The sequence below is a fragment of the Agrobacterium sp. DKPNP3 genome (assembly GCF_052686535.1).
The window spans coordinates 85190-100822 of the sequence record NZ_JBQYSN010000001.1; the positions used below are offsets into that span (position 1 = coordinate 85190).

Annotated in this window: 16 protein-coding genes; 1 reads left to right on the top strand and 15 read right to left on the bottom strand. The window is 58.8% G+C overall.

Annotated elements, in window-relative coordinates; all coding sequences use genetic code 11:
- Positions 1–3: 3 nt before the first annotated feature.
- The 8 genes from ACUTJJ_RS00470 to ACUTJJ_RS00505 form a co-directional block, all read right to left on the bottom strand.
- Complete coding sequence (locus ACUTJJ_RS00470) at positions 4–1125, bottom strand: imelysin family protein (protein ID WP_445540953.1); 1122 nt, start codon at positions 1123–1125, stop codon at positions 4–6.
- On the bottom strand, positions 1125–2648 hold the full coding sequence (locus tag ACUTJJ_RS00475) for a di-heme oxidoreductase family protein (RefSeq protein ID WP_445540985.1): 1524 nt from the start codon (positions 2646–2648) through the stop codon (positions 1125–1127). Before ACUTJJ_RS00475 ends, ACUTJJ_RS00470 begins: the two co-directional genes overlap by 1 nt.
- A 59-nt stretch (positions 2649–2707) precedes the next feature.
- A complete protein-coding gene (locus ACUTJJ_RS00480; protein WP_445540954.1) occupies positions 2708–3985 on the bottom strand; it encodes an imelysin family protein in 1278 nt (425 codons plus the stop codon).
- A gap of 155 nt (positions 3986–4140) precedes the next feature.
- On the bottom strand, positions 4141–5430 hold the full coding sequence (locus ACUTJJ_RS00485; RefSeq protein WP_445540955.1) for an RsmB/NOP family class I SAM-dependent RNA methyltransferase: 1290 nt from the start codon (positions 5428–5430) through the stop codon (positions 4141–4143).
- 61 nt (positions 5431–5491) lie between these two features.
- Complete coding sequence (locus ACUTJJ_RS00490) at positions 5492–5860, bottom strand: septal ring lytic transglycosylase RlpA family protein (protein ID WP_063949493.1); 369 nt, start codon at positions 5858–5860, stop codon at positions 5492–5494.
- 426 nt (positions 5861–6286) lie between these two features.
- Complete coding sequence (locus tag ACUTJJ_RS00495; protein WP_445540956.1) at positions 6287–7159, bottom strand: SDR family oxidoreductase; 873 nt, start codon at positions 7157–7159, stop codon at positions 6287–6289.
- Between the two features lie 3 nt (positions 7160–7162).
- On the bottom strand, positions 7163–8314 hold the full coding sequence (gene queG, locus ACUTJJ_RS00500) for a tRNA epoxyqueuosine(34) reductase QueG (protein WP_445540986.1): 1152 nt from the start codon (positions 8312–8314) through the stop codon (positions 7163–7165).
- 79 nt (positions 8315–8393) lie between these two features.
- Complete coding sequence (locus ACUTJJ_RS00505) at positions 8394–9086, bottom strand: glutathione S-transferase family protein (RefSeq protein WP_003520121.1); 693 nt, start codon at positions 9084–9086, stop codon at positions 8394–8396.
- A 158-nt stretch (positions 9087–9244) separates the two neighbouring features.
- Between ACUTJJ_RS00505 and ACUTJJ_RS00510 the strand changes: the two genes are divergently transcribed.
- A complete protein-coding gene (locus ACUTJJ_RS00510; RefSeq protein ID WP_445540957.1) occupies positions 9245–10051 on the top strand; it encodes an undecaprenyl-diphosphate phosphatase in 807 nt (268 codons plus the stop codon).
- A 75-nt stretch (positions 10052–10126) separates the two neighbouring features.
- On the opposite strand, the gene ACUTJJ_RS00515 is transcribed toward ACUTJJ_RS00510, so the two are convergent.
- The 7 genes from ACUTJJ_RS00515 to dnaN all read right to left on the bottom strand — a co-directional run bounded on the left by ACUTJJ_RS00515 (position 10127) and on the right by dnaN (position 15336).
- Positions 10127–10282, bottom strand: coding sequence for a hypothetical protein (locus tag ACUTJJ_RS00515; RefSeq protein ID WP_172801621.1), 156 nt, complete (start codon positions 10280–10282; stop codon positions 10127–10129).
- Positions 10283–10615: 333 nt separating this feature from the next.
- Positions 10616–11596 carry a complex I NDUFA9 subunit family protein gene (locus ACUTJJ_RS00520; RefSeq protein WP_445540958.1) on the bottom strand — a complete coding sequence of 327 codons (981 nt, stop codon included), beginning with the start codon at positions 11594–11596 and terminating at the stop codon, positions 10616–10618.
- A 121-nt stretch (positions 11597–11717) separates the two neighbouring features.
- Positions 11718–12005: a DUF1330 domain-containing protein gene (locus ACUTJJ_RS00525; protein ID WP_445540959.1), complete on the bottom strand. Its 288-nt coding sequence runs from the start codon at positions 12003–12005 to the stop codon at positions 11718–11720.
- Positions 12006–12023: 18 nt separating this feature from the next.
- Positions 12024–12731, bottom strand: coding sequence for an orotidine-5'-phosphate decarboxylase (gene pyrF, locus ACUTJJ_RS00530; protein ID WP_445540960.1), 708 nt, complete (start codon positions 12729–12731; stop codon positions 12024–12026).
- 4 nt (positions 12732–12735) lie between these two features.
- The gene (locus ACUTJJ_RS00535; RefSeq protein WP_445540987.1) at positions 12736–13332 is read right to left on the bottom strand and encodes a histidine phosphatase family protein; all 597 of its coding nucleotides are present in this window, start codon (positions 13330–13332) and stop codon (positions 12736–12738) included.
- A 97-nt stretch (positions 13333–13429) separates the two neighbouring features.
- Positions 13430–14023 carry a phospholipid N-methyltransferase PmtA gene (gene pmtA / locus ACUTJJ_RS00540; RefSeq protein ID WP_445540961.1) on the bottom strand — a complete coding sequence of 198 codons (594 nt, stop codon included), beginning with the start codon at positions 14021–14023 and terminating at the stop codon, positions 13430–13432.
- A gap of 194 nt (positions 14024–14217) precedes the next feature.
- The gene (dnaN, locus tag ACUTJJ_RS00545; RefSeq protein ID WP_063949502.1) at positions 14218–15336 is read right to left on the bottom strand and encodes a DNA polymerase III subunit beta; all 1119 of its coding nucleotides are present in this window, start codon (positions 15334–15336) and stop codon (positions 14218–14220) included.
- Positions 15337–15633 lie beyond the last annotated feature (297 nt).

Below are 15633 nucleotides of genomic sequence, written 5' to 3' on the forward strand. Positions count from 1 at the left end.
GGTTCAATCCCCGTCGGCGAAGGAGAAGCCGGAACTGAGGCCGATCGCCCCGCCATACTGGTCGTTGAGGCGGTAGATGAGATCTTTGCCATTGAGCAGCAGATAATCCACTTTCGCGCGCTGATCGTCCTGATCCAGTGCCTTCTGCACATCGGTGTCGATGGTTCCGGCGACGCGGACCATCGATTTGGCGATGAAGTCGATGGAGTTGACAATGGAGCGCTGGTCGGGCGGCACGAGTTCGACCATATCCGCTGCGTGCAGCAGCGTCTGAACAGCTTTGATATTGGCGGAGATGCTCTTCCAGGTCAGGCCGGATCGCCAGTAAATGGCGGTTCGGGCAAAGATTGCCTTGTCCGGTCCCTTGTAGAAGGTTTCGATCCGCTGGTCGCGGATTGCCTCTGCGCCGTGCACGAGAATGCCGAGCAACCCGACGAGCGCCTCGCGCTCGTCGCGGAAGACGGGGTTGTCCGGTCCCGGCTGTGTCCAGTTTTTCTGTGCACCATCAGGCGCGTTCCAGCTGTCGGAAAGCTCTGTCGCCACATTGGCGATGTTACCGGCGATGGCGGCGCCGAAGCGGCAGCGGAAATCGCCCTTCTTGTCGAGCAATTCTTCCGCGCCCGTGCCGTAAAGCACGAATTCCAGCGCGCCAAGCCCCTGTGCCGCGACGCTCTTGCCTTTCAGGCCATCGGCGGTGGTAACGCTTTCATCCTTTTCCGAAAGGTAACGCTGCACCTGCTTCAGGCCGAGACCCTTCTTGTCGGGGTAATAAAGCACGCGTTCGAAACGGTTCTTCTCGATGACAGGTCCAACCCGCACGATTTCGATGGTCGACCAGCTTGATACGGTATCGGCAAAAGCCACCTTGGCCGCTGTTTCCGTCACCGGGGAGGGAGCTTCGCAAAGGGCTTTCATGCTGCCCTCGAGTTTTTCCGCGGCCCCCCTGAAGTGGTCGTAGCCGGGGCGGATAAATCCATTCACCGCCTTTTCCATCACGCTGCGCACCTGCACAGGGTCAAGCGGCGGTGGTGGCAGCAGTTCCACATCCTGCGCCCTTGCCAGGGGCGCAGCGAAAAGCAGAAAAACGGACAGGACACTGGATAATTTTCGCATGGCAAGCTTCATCAAAGGGACTCCAGAAAGGCCAGCAAAGCCTGCCGGTCGGATTTTTGCAAGGCGGCGAAGGCGTCGCGCGCCGTCTTCCCTTCGCCACCGTGCCACAATATCGCTTCCAGCAGGCTGCGCGCCCTGCCATCGTGCAGGTAAAAGCCGTTACCGTTCACGCGCTGCGTCAAGCCGATACCCCAGAGCGGCTGGGTGCGCCAGTGCCGCCCGCTGGCTTCGCCCACCTGCTGACCATCGGCAAGATCCTCTCCCATGTCGTGCAACAGGAAATCCGAATAGGGCCAGATCAACTGAAAGGAATGCATGGGGTCGGTGGCGTCGCGGCGGGTGACGAATTTCGGCGTGTGGCAGGCCGTGCAGCCGGACGTATAGAAAAGTTGCTTTCCATGGAGGACGACCGGATCATCAACATCTCGGCGGCGAGGGACGGCGAGGTTTTCGGTGTAGAAAGTTACGAGATCGAGTATGGGATCGGGTGCTTCCACCGGCCCAAGCCGGTGTTGCACGCCCGTCGGCATGGCAAGACAGTTCTTCTGTGCAGAAGTGCAATCGCCATAGGCATTCGGCGCATCCGGCGTGGAAATGCCGATATCGTGGGAAAAGGCGCTGGCGCTCTGGTCGCGCACGCTGGCATTCTGCGCTTTCCAGCCAAACCGGCCAAGCTTCGTCTCGCCGGTGCGGTGATCCTTCACCCATGCCGGACGCCCGGAAATGCCGTTGCCATCTTTATCGTCAGGGTCGGCATTGGCCAGAATATCGGCCTGCCCAATCGCTTCGATGAGACCAAGCCCGAGCGTGGGCATGGCAATGCGCGCTGACAGCGTCGTGTCAGCGCCGATGGGGCCATAACTCAAATCTTTAACGACGTAGGCAGGCTTGCGCAGCATTATCACTTCACCATCCGAAAGCTTGACCGGCGCTTCAGTGTAGGTGATGACCGGTTTGCCTTCGGCTGCGAGCCCCGGGATAGCCAGAGTCTGCAACTGCCGGCCATAGGTCTCATCGGGAAAATTCAGCACCTCATGGCGCGCAATCGCTGCCCGTTCCGTCTCGTCCCGGGCCGGTCGCGCCAACCGCAGAAACAGAGAAACGGGGTCTTCTCCGGCAAGTGGCGGGCGGCCCCTGCCGTCATTCACGTGGCAGGTCTGGCAGGATCGCGCGTTATAGAGAGGGCCGAGCCCATCCGAGGCCTGTGTGGAGGAGGGCGAGGAAACCCAAAGTTTCTGGAAAAGCGCGTTGCCAAGCTTGAAATCCTGCTTTCGTTCGAAAGGCATCGTCGCGGACGGATGGGAAAATGCGTTGCCATCGACCTTGCCGGTGCTGGTGGTCGCGCCGCCGGACATGGCCTCGAAGGGCTCCGGCTTCGTGAAATCGGTCGTCGGCGCAGTGACAGCCAGCACGCGGCTTCGGTCGGCCTCCGTCAGGTCGTCACGCAGCGGTGCCGCGAGCGTCACCGACGCCACCAGGCAGGCTGCCCCGGCGACGAAAAACGGCTTGCGGATCGGAGGCAGCGACATTTCCATGACGGTGGGAAAGCACATTTGACAGGCGGGCCGCAGTGGACTGCGGCCCGCCCGAATGATTATTTGAAGACGGTGGTCGGATTGTCCAGGCTGTCCGAACCCTCAAGCTGGATCTTGCCAAGATCGAGTGCCGCAATAACGCGTTCGACCGTCTTGGTCTGGTCGATCAGGCCATCGATGGCCGCCTGAACCACGGCGTTTCCTTCCTTGTTGCCTTCGCCGATCATCTGGTCGTAGGCCTCGACCGTCTGGGCACGCTTTTCCATCGCATGCATGGCGTCGAGCGTCTTGTTAAGCTTTGCCAGCATCTCGTCGTTCAGCGCTTTGTCCTTGGCGCCGACGAGTTCCGACAGCGACGCACCAGTCATCTTCGTGCCGTCCACGCGGGTGTAGTCCCCCGTATAGGCGGCCGCGATGCCGATCGCGTCGTTGAGATGCGAATTATAGGTATTGTCCGAGAAGCAATCATGCTCCTCTTCAGGATCATGCAGCAGCAGGCCAAGCTTCATGCGCTCGCCCGCAAGCTCACCATAGGAGAGTGAACCCATGCCGGTCAAAATGGCGGTGAGGCCCGCTTTCGGATCGGCTTCCACCGTCTTCGTCGCCTCACCCTCCGGCGCCCAGGCATCCACCATTTCCTGAAGATCCTTGATCAGGAGAGTGGAGGCTGATTTCAGGTAATCTGCGCGGCGGTCACAATTGCCATTGGTGCAATTCGCCTTGTCGTAATCTGTGTAGGGGCGGTTGCCGGCGCCCGGCCCGGTGCCGTTCAGATCCTGACCCCAGAGCAGGAACTCAATGGCATGGTAACCGGTCGTCACATTGGCTTCAACATCCCCCGCCTCGTGTAGGCTTTCGATCAGCTCCGGGGTGATCTTGGAGGCGTCGACGTCCTCACCGCTGATCTTGATCTTCGGATTGGCAATGATGTTGGCAACGTAGAGCTCGTTCTCATCGCTTTCCGTACCGTAAGAGGAGTCGACATAATCGATCAGACCCTCATCCAGCGGCCAGGCGTTGACCTTGCCTTCCCAGGCATCGACAAGCGGATTGCCGAAACGATAGACTTCCGACTGCTGATAGGGAACGCGCGCCTTGATCCAGGCTTCGCGGGCGGCTTTGAGGGTCTCTTCGCTCGGCGTTGCGATCAGCGCGTCGATAGCCTTGTCGAGCGCCTTCGCGGTGGTCAGCGAATCCTCATATTTGGCATGGGCCACATCCGCATAATGCTTGATCACGGCTGCGGCGTCGGTCGCTGCCCGTGCAGGTGGCGCGGTGAAGACCGCCGATGCGGCCAGAAGCGCGAAGGACGCGCTGAGAATTGTCTTGCGGATCATGAACCCTCTCCTTCGGCAGACACGACATAACGTCGCGCTGCGGCAGGCGAGTTCTGACCTAATCACAAACTTGTGTCAAACATTCTAGTTTAGAATGCTTAGAAACAACGCCGCGCCGCGCTCCTCAACTAAAATCGCTGCGTGCAAAACCTGTTTTATGCTTTGCGGTTCATCACGCAAAAGAAGAATCCATCCGTATCTGTGGTTGCAGGCGTCAGCGTTACTGTCTTGCCATCGGAAGAATGCGGTTTATTCGCTTTGCCGCCGAAAATCGTCTGCCAGCGCTCAATCGCGGACTCAATGGCAAATTCAGGGTTCTCCTCACAGAAGCGGCGCACCTGCTGTTCGTTTTCTTCCGGCAATACCGAACAGGTAACATAAAGCAACTCGCCGCCCGGTCGCACGAAGCTCTTCGCCTGCGAAAGCGCCTCGCCCTGCTGCTGCACACGCTCTTCCAGATTGCGAGCCGTCAGCCGCCATTTCGTATCAGGGCGGCGGCGCCATGTTCCGGTGCCGGTGCAGGGGGCGTCGACCAGGACGCGGTCGAATTTTCCCTCGAACGGGGCAAGGCCGGAGGCGCGGTCATGCACCTGCACATTGCGTGTACCGGCCCGCTTCAGCCGCTCGATGATCGGTGCGAGCCGTTTGCGATCAGCATCGAAGGCGTGAACCTGGCCCTTGTTGTTCATGCTGGCCGCCATGGCCAGCGTCTTGCCGCCGCCGCCGGCGCAGAAGTCCAGGATCTGTTCGCCTTCATGGGCACCGGCAAGATCGGCGACGATCTGCGAACCTTCGTCCTGCACCTCGAACCAGCCCTTCTGAAAGGAAAGTTCGGCTGTCACGTTCGGAAGGCGGGAAGGTCCTGCGCCGGCCGGTATACGAACGCCCTGCCGGGCAATCTGCGTGGCTTCCGCGCCGCTCTCCTCCAGCGCCTTCAGCACCTTGTCGCGCGTTGCCTTCAGCGTGTTGGCGCGAAGATCAAGCGTGGGGCGCTCGTTCAGCGCCTGCGCCTCGGTGAGCCAGCGCTCTCCAAATGCCGTTTCAAAGGAAGTTTGCACCCATTCGGGAATATCGCCCTGAATATAGGCCGGCGCCTCGGTGAGCGAACGGGATAAGAACGCCTGCTGCTTTTCCGCATCGGGTGCGGCGGGGGCGAACTTGTCGCCTTCGAATTCCGCCGCGAGCGCCTCGAAGCTTTTGCCCCATTGCCGCAGCAAAACTGCGTAGGCGAGAGAGGAAGCGCTATCATCATCCATCAGCCAGGCGTGCGAGAGCTTCATGCGCAGCGCGTCATAGACGATGTTGCCGATGGCCGCCCTGTCGCCGGAACCGGCGAAACGATGGGCAAGGCCCCAATCCTTCAGAGCATCGGCGACGGGACGTCTGCGTCCCTCAATGTCCGCCAATACTTCGATCGCTCCGGCCAAACGTCCGCCTAAACGCATTGTCTACCTCGTTCTTCTGATAAGCCCGGTTGGTAGACGCGAAAGGCGGCGAGGGCAAGGCTCAATCGGCCTTGACGACCTCATAGCAGACCTTGGCGGTGCCGGAACTGATCATGCCGATGTTCTTGGCGGCAGCCTTGGAAAGATCGAGAACGCGGCCCTTGATGAATGGCCCGCGGTCGTTGATGCGCACCACGACCGCCTTGCCGTTGCGGGCGTTGGTAACCTTGACCTTGGTGCCGAACCGCAGGGAGCGGTGAGCGGCTGTCAGGTTGGCAGCGTTCATACGCTCGCCTGAAGCAGTCTTGGAGGACAACGCATACCACGATGCGCCTCCACAACCATTTGCCGCATTCGCCTGAAGAGGCGCGATGATGGAACAGGCGGCTATAGTTGCAGCGGTGAAAGTTATACGACGGATATTCAACAAACTGTACTTCCCTGAAAATCGGCCCCGCGCCGATTGATTGTGCCCTTGCTAAACGGCCATTTACTGGCCTGAACGCCTTTTGATGCGAGATTGTAGGGCGAGGGAAAAATGGCGAAAAAAAGCTGATCTCAAATCACGAACTGTTACAAAGTGTAACATTCGTGATAACCAGCAGGAAAGGCGTCCCGACGACACGCGCCGTAACACTCGCAAAAAATAATGCAGAATCAAGGGTCAAGGGGAATGCTATTGCAAGTCACCGCTTCGTGAATCCTCTTCACGAAACGTGAGTGAAATATTTTTCCAATGAGTAGTATTTTAGCGATTCGGCGTAGTTAATTAAGTCTTAATTCGCCTGATTTCAACGAAAACCATCCGCTAAAATGCCATTGGATGGATTTTTCATCGTTTCCGCACCGCGCGTATTCAGCCTCGCCAAAGGCCGCTTTCCCAAAGTTGGCGCAGGGACTGTCGGTATTCCGGATAGGCAAAATCGAAGCCGAGATCCCGCATTTTGGCATTTGAGACACGCTTGTTCTCGCCATAAAAGGAGCGCGCCATCGGCGTTAGATCGGCGGTGTCGAAATCCTGCTCCGCGGGTGGTTCAACGCCCATCACTCCAGCTGCATAGCTCACCACATCCTGCGGCGGGCATGGCTCGTCGTCGGTAACGTTGAAGATGCCACGTTCATTTAGACGTGCCAAAAAGGCAGCGGCCGCGCCGATATCCTCCACCCTGATGCGGTTGAACACCTGGTCCTTCTTCACCAGCCGCCGCGCTGTCCCCTTCTCGAAGTTGATGAAGGTGTTGCGACCCGGACCGTAAATTCCGGAAAGACGGAGAATGGCAAGCGGCACATCGGCTTTCTCAGCTGCTTCGGTCCACGCAGCTTCCGCCGCCACGCGCTCCACGGACCGTGCGGAAACGGGACGGCAGGTTGTTGTCTCATCAACCCAGGCGCCCTGATGGTCGCCATAAACGCCAACGGTGGAAAGGTAAGCCAGCCATTTCAGATTTGGCAGCAATTTTTTGAGATCGTCGCCGAGACACGCAAGTAAAGGATCGCCTTCCTTGCTTGGCGCGACGGACTGTACGAGATGCGTCACATCGGCCATGGCGGCGATGAGCGCATCATTGAGCTGCGAGCCGTCAAAGATAAACGGGGCCATGCCTGCAGCGGCAAGGCTCGGGAATTTATCGGTGCTCCGCGTGGTGCCCGAGACGGTTGCTGCATCTATTTTCAGCGCGGTTGCGATGGCTTTTCCTGAATATCCCGCGCCGAAAATCATTACATGCATGCGTTACGCCTCTGCCTGTTGCCATTCCATTTCCGCCTCCGGATCAGTCTCCGGCGCGCGACCGGCAGAGTATGTACGGAATTCGTCCCTGTCCATAAGGCGCGATAAAGCCCAGACGGCCATGCCGCGCACGTCCGCGGAAGAATCGTTCTGCGCAAGTGTCTTGCACTGCTCGACAAATTGCCGGTCGGCAGAATTTCCAGCTGCAATCAGTACATTACGGATGAAGCGATTGCGGCCAATGCGCTTGACGGGCGAGCCGCTGAAAAAACTTCGGAAGGCGGCATCGTCGAGGGTCAGCAGGAAGGCGATGGACGGCTCCTTCAAATCCTCGCGCGCCTGCAACTTCATTTCGGAGGCGCTCGCCGCAAACTTGTTCCATGGACAGGCGGCAAGACAGTCGTCGCAGCCATAGATGCGATTGCCGATCATCGGCCGGAATTCGTGCGGGATCGGCCCCTTGTGCTCAATGGTAAGATAGGAGATGCAGCGGCGCGCATCCAGCTGATAGGGGGCAGGGAAGGCCGCCGTCGGGCAGGCGTCGAGGCAGGCGCGGCAGGAGCCGCAATGATCCTTCTCGGCCTCATCGAAACATAGCTCGGCCGTGGTGAACATGCTGCCCAGAAACAGCCAGGAGCCATGGCTGCGGCTGACGAGATTGGTATGTTTGCCCTGCCAGCCGAGACCGGCCGCGGCGGCAAGCGGCTTTTCCATTACCGGGGCAGTGTCGACGAAGACCTTCACATCCTCACCGGCGCGGGCAGCAAAGCGCGTGGCGATCTCCTTCAGCCGCCCCTTGATGATGTCATGGTAATCGCGGTTGCGGGCATAGACCGAAATGGCTGCCTTGTCCGGTTTCAGAAGCAGGTGGCGCGGGTCTTCCTCCGGGCCGTAATTGAGACCGAACATGACGATGGAGCGCACATCACCCCAGAGCGTTTTGGGTTCCGCCCGACGCGCCTCGGTTTCCTCCATCCACGCCATGGTGCCGTGGTAGCCATTTTCGAGGAACTGCCGCAGCCGCTCCGGTGCAAGCGGAATGCTGTCGGGTACCGTGATGCGACAGAGATCGAAGCCGAGCGAAATCGCCTCCCGACGAACGAAATCCGTCAGTTTGCGCGCGCGTACCCGCTGCTTGTCGTCGGCAACGTCGATCGTCTTTCCTCCAGAGGCCTATTGTGCGGCATATATAAGCTGAGGCGCACGCCACAGCAAATAACAGGGAGGACAGCCCTCAGAAATCCAGATCGGCGTAGTGCGAGGAGGGGGCAAGACGCGGGATGCGTTCGCTGAGAAACGGCCGGAATGACGGACGGGATTTCACCCGCTGATACCACTCCTTGGCAATAGGCGCTTCAAGCCAGTTGATCTCACCGAGATAATCCAGCACCGAAACGGCGGCGGCGGCGGCGAGATCGGCATAGCTCAACCGGTCACCAGCCAACCACGTGCGCGAGCCGGCCAGCCACTCCAGATATTTGATGTGCTGGCGGATGTTGTTGCGAGCCGTGCGCAGCAGCTTGGAATCCGGCGGTCCGCCACCCTGCGCCGCTGTCATCTGCAATTTGTAAACCCGTTCGCGCACCAGCGGCCGGGTCACGTCATTTTCCATCTTTTGCAAAAACCACTCCGTCAGACGGCGGATTTCCGCGCGCTGGAATGGGTCTTCCGCCAGAAGCCGCCGGTCGCGCTTCAAAACCCCATGCGTCTCGTCCAGAAATTCGGCGAGCACATAAGGGCCACTCAACGAGCGCATGTTGTCATCGAGATAGACCGGCAGGGTGCCGGCTGGATTGAGCGCCAGAAACTCCCGCCGCCTTTCCCACGGCTGTTCCTCGACGAGATCGGTCTGGAAGCCGTATTCCGCGAGAATCAGACGAACGAACCGGGACGCGGTCGACATCGGAGAGTGATAGAGAGTTGGCATTGGTACTCAATTTTTACGATTGGTTGGTATGATCGGCATTTGCCGGAAAACTTTTTCAGTTTCGCTTCATCAAGACGCTATAAGAGCTTGGCTAATTTAAAACAAGTTTAACGCAATTGCCTTCCATCGCCACTTTCCCCTGAAAAGAAGGATACCCCATGGGTGACCAGTCGATCATCAGCGCGATTTTGCTGGGCATTATCGAGGGGCTGACGGAATTCATTCCCGTGTCCTCCACCGCGCATGTGTTGCTCGCTGGTCATTTCCTCGGCTTCAAATCGCCCGGAAACACCTTCGCCGTTCTGATCCAGCTTGGCGCGATTCTCGCCATTCTTCTCGTTTATTTTCATAAGCTTGTCTCGATCGCTCTGGCGATGCCGACAAGTGCAAAGGCACGTCGTTTCGTCCTTGCCGTCGCGCTGGCCTTCCTGCCCGCGGCCGCCATCGGTGCTCTGGCGCATGACTTCATCAAGACAGTGCTGTTTGAAACGCCGATGCTGATCTGCGTCATGCTCATCGTCGGCGGGGTTATTCTGCTCGCCGTCGATCGCATGCCGCTGAAGCCGAAATATACCGACATCATGGAGTATCCGCCGTCGCTTGCGTTCAAGATCGGCCTTTTTCAGTGCCTTGCGATGATTCCCGGCACCTCGCGCTCGGGTGCCACCATCGTAGGCTCCCTGCTGATGGGGACGGACAAGCGTTCGGCGGCTGAATTCTCTTTTTTCCTGGCGATGCCGACCATGCTCGGCGCTTTTGTGCTGGATCTCTATAAGAACCGCGATGCGCTGAGCTTTGATGACAGCGCCCTGATTGCCGTCGGCTTTATCGCGGCCTTTGTGTCCGGCCTCTTCGTGGTGAAATCACTTCTGGATTTCGTGTCGCGCCGGGGTTTTGCGCCGTTTGCGTGGTGGCGCATCGTCATCGGTGCGCTCGGCCTTGTCGCACTACTCGTTGTTGGCTGACCCGCCGACGACCGCACAATAAAAAAGCGCCCCGGAAAACCGGCGGCGCTTTTTCTTTTAAAGCTGTAAGGCTGATCAGTTCGCGCTGATCGAAGCCGTTGCACAGGGGTCGACGCCGTAAGCCGGAGCACAGCCGGTCTTGCCCGCCGCAACCGTGCCCGGCGCCATGAAAGAACCCGCCAGAACCACCAAAGCCGCACACGCAAAAAAGAGTGCGATAGATCTGCCCATTTTATGATTGCCTTTCAGACGTTCGTTCGTGCGGATCGCGCCGCCGTGTGTGAATTGAGGGTTCGGGATATGTTTGGAATGTGGCGAATATCAATAAAGCAGCTTGCTGAATACCGGGTTAATGCGAAGTCTTTCCCACAGTTGCGCTTGTGCCACGCTTACCTGTTCCAGCACGTCGCCATTAACCAAACCGTCTGCTCTGCCGCTTCGTTTTGATTGGTCCTCCCCACCCCATCTTGCGGTGGAAATGCGCTGAAAGCGGTTTGGTTGCGATTTAAGGCACAAAAAAAGCGGGGACGTTGCCCCGCTTTGATGTTGGACGATGTGCGAGCCTCAGGCGGCCTTGCCGGCATTCGCGAACTGGCCGTGCTGACGGTATTGCACCATGTAGGACGGCAGAACAGACGAGACCCGAACGGGCGTGATGCCAATGCCTTCGAGCGTCAGCCCATTCTTTTCGGCATCAGCGGAAACGACATTGTCTTTCTTCAGGAGGGTCACCTGATCAGCTGTCAGCGGCGGCGAGATCAGCGGCACCAGCGACGCGACCTTGCCGATCATCGACGCAACGCCGAAAGGCAGATTGACGAAAGGACGTTCGCGATAGGTCGCGGCGAGAACCGCCTCAAGACAGTCGCGGAAGGTCATGACGTCCTGACCGCCGAGTTCGTAAATGGCGCCGGGCTTCAGCTTGCCGTCGACACTGCGGGCAACGGCCTCGGCAACGTCCTCGACGTAGACAGGCTGGAACCTGGTTTTTCCGCCGCCGATCAGCGGCAGGACTGGCAGGCTGCGAGCCATCTTGGCGAATTTGTTGAAGAAGTCGTCTTCCGGTCCGAATATGATCGAGGGACGCAGGATAATGGCTGCAGGCAGGACAGAATGGATCGCAGCTTCGGCGCGGCCCTTGGTGCGGCCGTAACCGGTCGGCGAATTGGCTTCTGCACCGATGGCGGAAATGTGTGTGAGCGTTGCGCCGGCATCGCGGGCCGCTTCGGCAATCGCTTTCGCACCGAATTCCTGAACGGCGTCAAACGTATTGCGCCCGCTCTCTGTCAGAATGCCGACGCAGTTGACGACATGATCCGCATCGGCAACGGCGCTGACAATGGAGTCGCGATAACGCAGGTTCGCCTGCGCAAAGGAAATCTGGCCGACATTGCCGAGCGGCTGCAAAAAGCCGGCAAGATCCGGACGGCGCACGGCGACGCGGATGCGATAACCGCGCTTGGCAAGCACTCTGACGACATGCCGCCCGACAAAACCCGAACCGCCAAAAACGGTAACGAGGGGGGGAAGGTTGGCCAAGGTCATGGGAGGCTCCTCAGAAGCTGTCGAAGAAATGTTTTTCAGTCTCTTAGCCCAAAGCTGCGCGCAGGTGAAGGGATGTTATGACGGTGCAGCGGAGGGTGCGCCAAAATGCGTCGGCTGATCGTCAAATCCCCTCGACGATCATCATTTCTGCATCTGAGACTTCCTGCCGAATTTTGGCGGCCGCCTGGTATTCCGGCGAATTATAGCAGTCGATCGCGTGCTGGACGGATGGGAATTCGATGATCACGTTGCGGGCACGTGCCTTGCCCTCAAGCTCCGTCACTGCGCCGCCACGCGCCAAAAAATTGGCACCGAAACGCTCGAAGGCGGGTTTTGCTGTCGAGACATAATCTTTGTAGCGTTCGCTGTCGCGCACATCGACGCGGGCGATCCAGTATCCCTTGGCCATGTCATTGCCTCCCATATCTTATTGGTTTGCCGGGTAGCTGGCCCGCAGCATGTCATCGAGAATGGCGCGGGCCGCCGCTTTCGGATCTTCCGCCCTGACGATCGGGCGGGCGACCACCAGATGGCTCGATCCTGCCTTGATCGCGTCGAAGGGCGTCATCACCCGCTTCTGGTCGCACAGATCGGCACCGGCGGGGCGGATGCCGGGAGTAACGACGGCAAGGTCAGGGCCGAGAATTTCGCGCACGGCCCTCGACTCTTCCGCGGAGCAAACGATACCGCCCATGCCCGCCTCCCGCGCCTGTTCCGCGCGGCGCAGCACGAGCGAACGCGCGTCGGAGGCATAGCCGGCCTCGGCAAGGTCGCTGTCGTCCATCGAGGTGAGTACGGTGACACCCAGCAGACAGAGGCCGGAACCTTCCGCCGCCTTGACCGCCGCGCGCATGGCTTTGGGATAGGCGTGGAGCGTCAGCATCGACATACCCATGCGGGCAATGTTCTCGACGCCGGAAGCAACCGTGTTGTCGATATCGAGCAGCTTCATGTCGAGAAAGACCTTCTTGCCGCTCTGGACAAGGTCACGCGCGAATTCCAGACCACCGGCAAACACCAGTTGATAGCCGATCTTGTAGAAAAGGACTTCGTCACCGATTTTCGAAACGATGTCTTCGGCCTGCTGCACAGTCGGAACATCCAGCCCGACGATGAGTTTTTCGCGCGCGGTCATTGTCTTATCCCTGCCATGTTTCCATTGCCGTCCAGTCGCATGTGGGGGAGGCGGCTGCAAGCAAAAATTGGGCGACTGAGAAGCGGAACAGGTTGCCGCCGCCCGGCGGCTGGTCCTCGGCGCGGCTGATGCCGCGGCCTTCGATATGGCATTTCAAAAGTGTACCCACGCCGCCATGGCCGACAAAGGCGATTGGCTGCTGCCCGTCGTGTCGGTCGAGAACGGCCCGGACAGCGCCGACGATCCGCGCCTGCGCGTCGATCGCCCGCTCCCAGCCCTGATAACTCTCCTCAGGATGGGCGAAGAACCAGTCCGCCGCCTTCTCGAATTCCGTCGGCGGCAGGAAGCCGGTGGCGGACCGGTCGTTTTCATGCATCACCGAGATGATCTCTATCGTCGCACCGGAGGTTTCTGCGAGGATACGGGCAGTCTCGATCGCCTTGGTTTCAGCACTGGAAACGATGCGGCGCAGTGATTTCGCCCAAGGCAGACGGCTCGCCTGCCTTGCCCGTTCTGCGCCCTTTTCAGAAAGCTCCCATTCAGGAACGGGGACGGCCGCGTCGATCTTGACCTGTGGGTGGGTGATGTAGAGCGCGTAGATGGATATCGGTCCTCAAAAGGCGATGGTTAGGGGAAATCGGCGCCCTAACCAATCGTTGCGACCGGAAATGCCGGCCCTGTCCAGTCAACGGGGCCGATCAGGCGCGCGTATAGGTCCACAATTGCGCCGGCGGAATATTGCGCACGATGAAATCGAAATGCCGGATATGGTAGAGATGTGGCTGCGCGACGATCGGGGAAATGGGGCCGTAGGATATCTGTACCACGGGGCGACCATGCGGCAGGCGCTTCAGCAATTCATCCAGAAGCTTGATGCGGGCGGCCATCGGAAAATTCAGCATCGGAACCGCCGAGATGACGCTGTCGAACATCTGGTCCTTATGCTCGCCAAGAGTCGCATCGAGATCGAAGGCGTCGCCGTTGACGAAGTTGACGCCGGGATAGCTTCTGAGCAGCTGCTGAAAGAAGTCGGTGGAATATTCGATCGCTGTCAGCTTCTCCGGCTTGATGCCGCGCGCCAGGATGGCCTTGGTGATGACGCCGGTGCCGGGACCGAGTTCCAAAACAGGCAGGCCGGAATGGGGGTTGATGACACTCGCCATTTTTTTCGCCGTGATCGACGATGTCGGGACAATAGCGCCCACTTTTTTCGGCTGGCTCACCATGCCTTTGAAAAAGCGGATTTCTTCCTCGAATTTCTGTTCAAAGCGTCGTTTCAGGTTAAGTGCCATAATTCCCCTCAGATAAATTTAGTCATTGTCAAAAAACTGTTACCGCAATGTTGATCCCATTTGGCGCAAAAACAAGGCAAAATGTCGTAACTGAGAAAATTCGCCCGTAGAACCTTGTCGCGCCCGCTCGAATCAAAAAACGCGGATGAACTGGTCACCGGCGCTTCCTTGGAAATATCGAAAAATGGCCGGTGTCAGACGCGCATCGGCATCAGAACATAAAGCGCATCGTCGCCCGCCGTGTCGCGGACGAGCGTCGGCGAGCCGGCATCGGCCAGCAGGAAAATCGCGTCGTCACCGGAGAGTTGCGACGTGATGTCGAGGAGATATTTGGCGTTGAAGCCAATTTCCATCGAATCATTGTCGTAACCAACAGCGACTTCTTCAGTAGCGCTTCCCGAGTCGGGATTGTTGACGGTTAGCGTCAGCTGGCCGTCAGTCAGCGCCAATTTCACTGCCCGGCCTCGCTCCGACGAAATCGTCGAAACACGGTCCACGGCACGAGCGAAGGTTTGGCAATCGACGCGCATCTCCTTGTCGTTGCCGGTTGGGATCACGCGCTGGTAGTCGGGGAAAGTGCCATCGATCAGCTTCGAAGTCAGAACGACCGTGCCGACGGTCAGACGGATTTTCGCATCCGAAACTTCCACCGTGACTTCCAGTTCCGGATTGTCCATCAGCTTCTGCAATTCGCCGACAGTCTTGCGCGGAATGATGATGCCCGGCATGCCTTCGGAGCCAGCGGGCGCATCGACGTCGGCGCGCGCCAGACGGTGACCGTCAGTGGCGACGGCACGCAGCTTCAGTTCGCCATTGCTTTCGATCGTGTGGAAGAAAATACCGTTCAGGTAATAACGCGTCTCTTCGGTCGAAATCGCAAACTGTGTGCGGTCGATCAGCATCTTCAGATCGGTCGCCTTCAGTTTGAAGGTGTGGCTGAAGGTGCCGGCGGTCAGATCGGGGAAATCCGCTTCCGGCAGGCATTGCAGTGAGAATTTCGAGCGACCGGAGGCGACGGTCATGGTGGAACCGTCAGGATTGGTCGCCAGAAGCACTTCCGAACCATCCGGCAGTTTGCGGACGATTTCATAAAGCAGGTGCGCCGGAACGGTGGTGGCGCCCGCCTGCTCCACCATAGCAGGTGTCGCTTCAGTGATTTCGAGATCGAGGTCGGTCGCCTTCATGTCCAGATTGGCGCCGGAGGCGCGCAGGAGCACGTTGGACAGGATCGGGATCGTATTGCGACGCTCGACGACCCGGTGAACGTGGTTCAGCGATTTCAGAAGGTTCGACCGCTCAAGAGTAATACGCATGGACGCTACCGCTTTCAACCGTTGCGACCCGGCCACCGCCGGATCGGCAAGAAGAGTCTTCACCGGCAAATGCCGGATAATGTGGACGGGCAAAATGGCAGAGTTATTGCAGAAAATGCAAGAGCGGAGTGCATCTGTCGCGCTTCATTTTGCTGCTATACAGCATGATCCACAGCCTTCCGCCGGCCGCTGCCCTTGTTCACCGCGTCTCTATTGCCCATAAAGAGCAAAACAGCAGAGAGTGGCTGGTCTTGACCGGTCCCAAAGATTGGAAGCCCTGTGAGGCAGGAAACATCA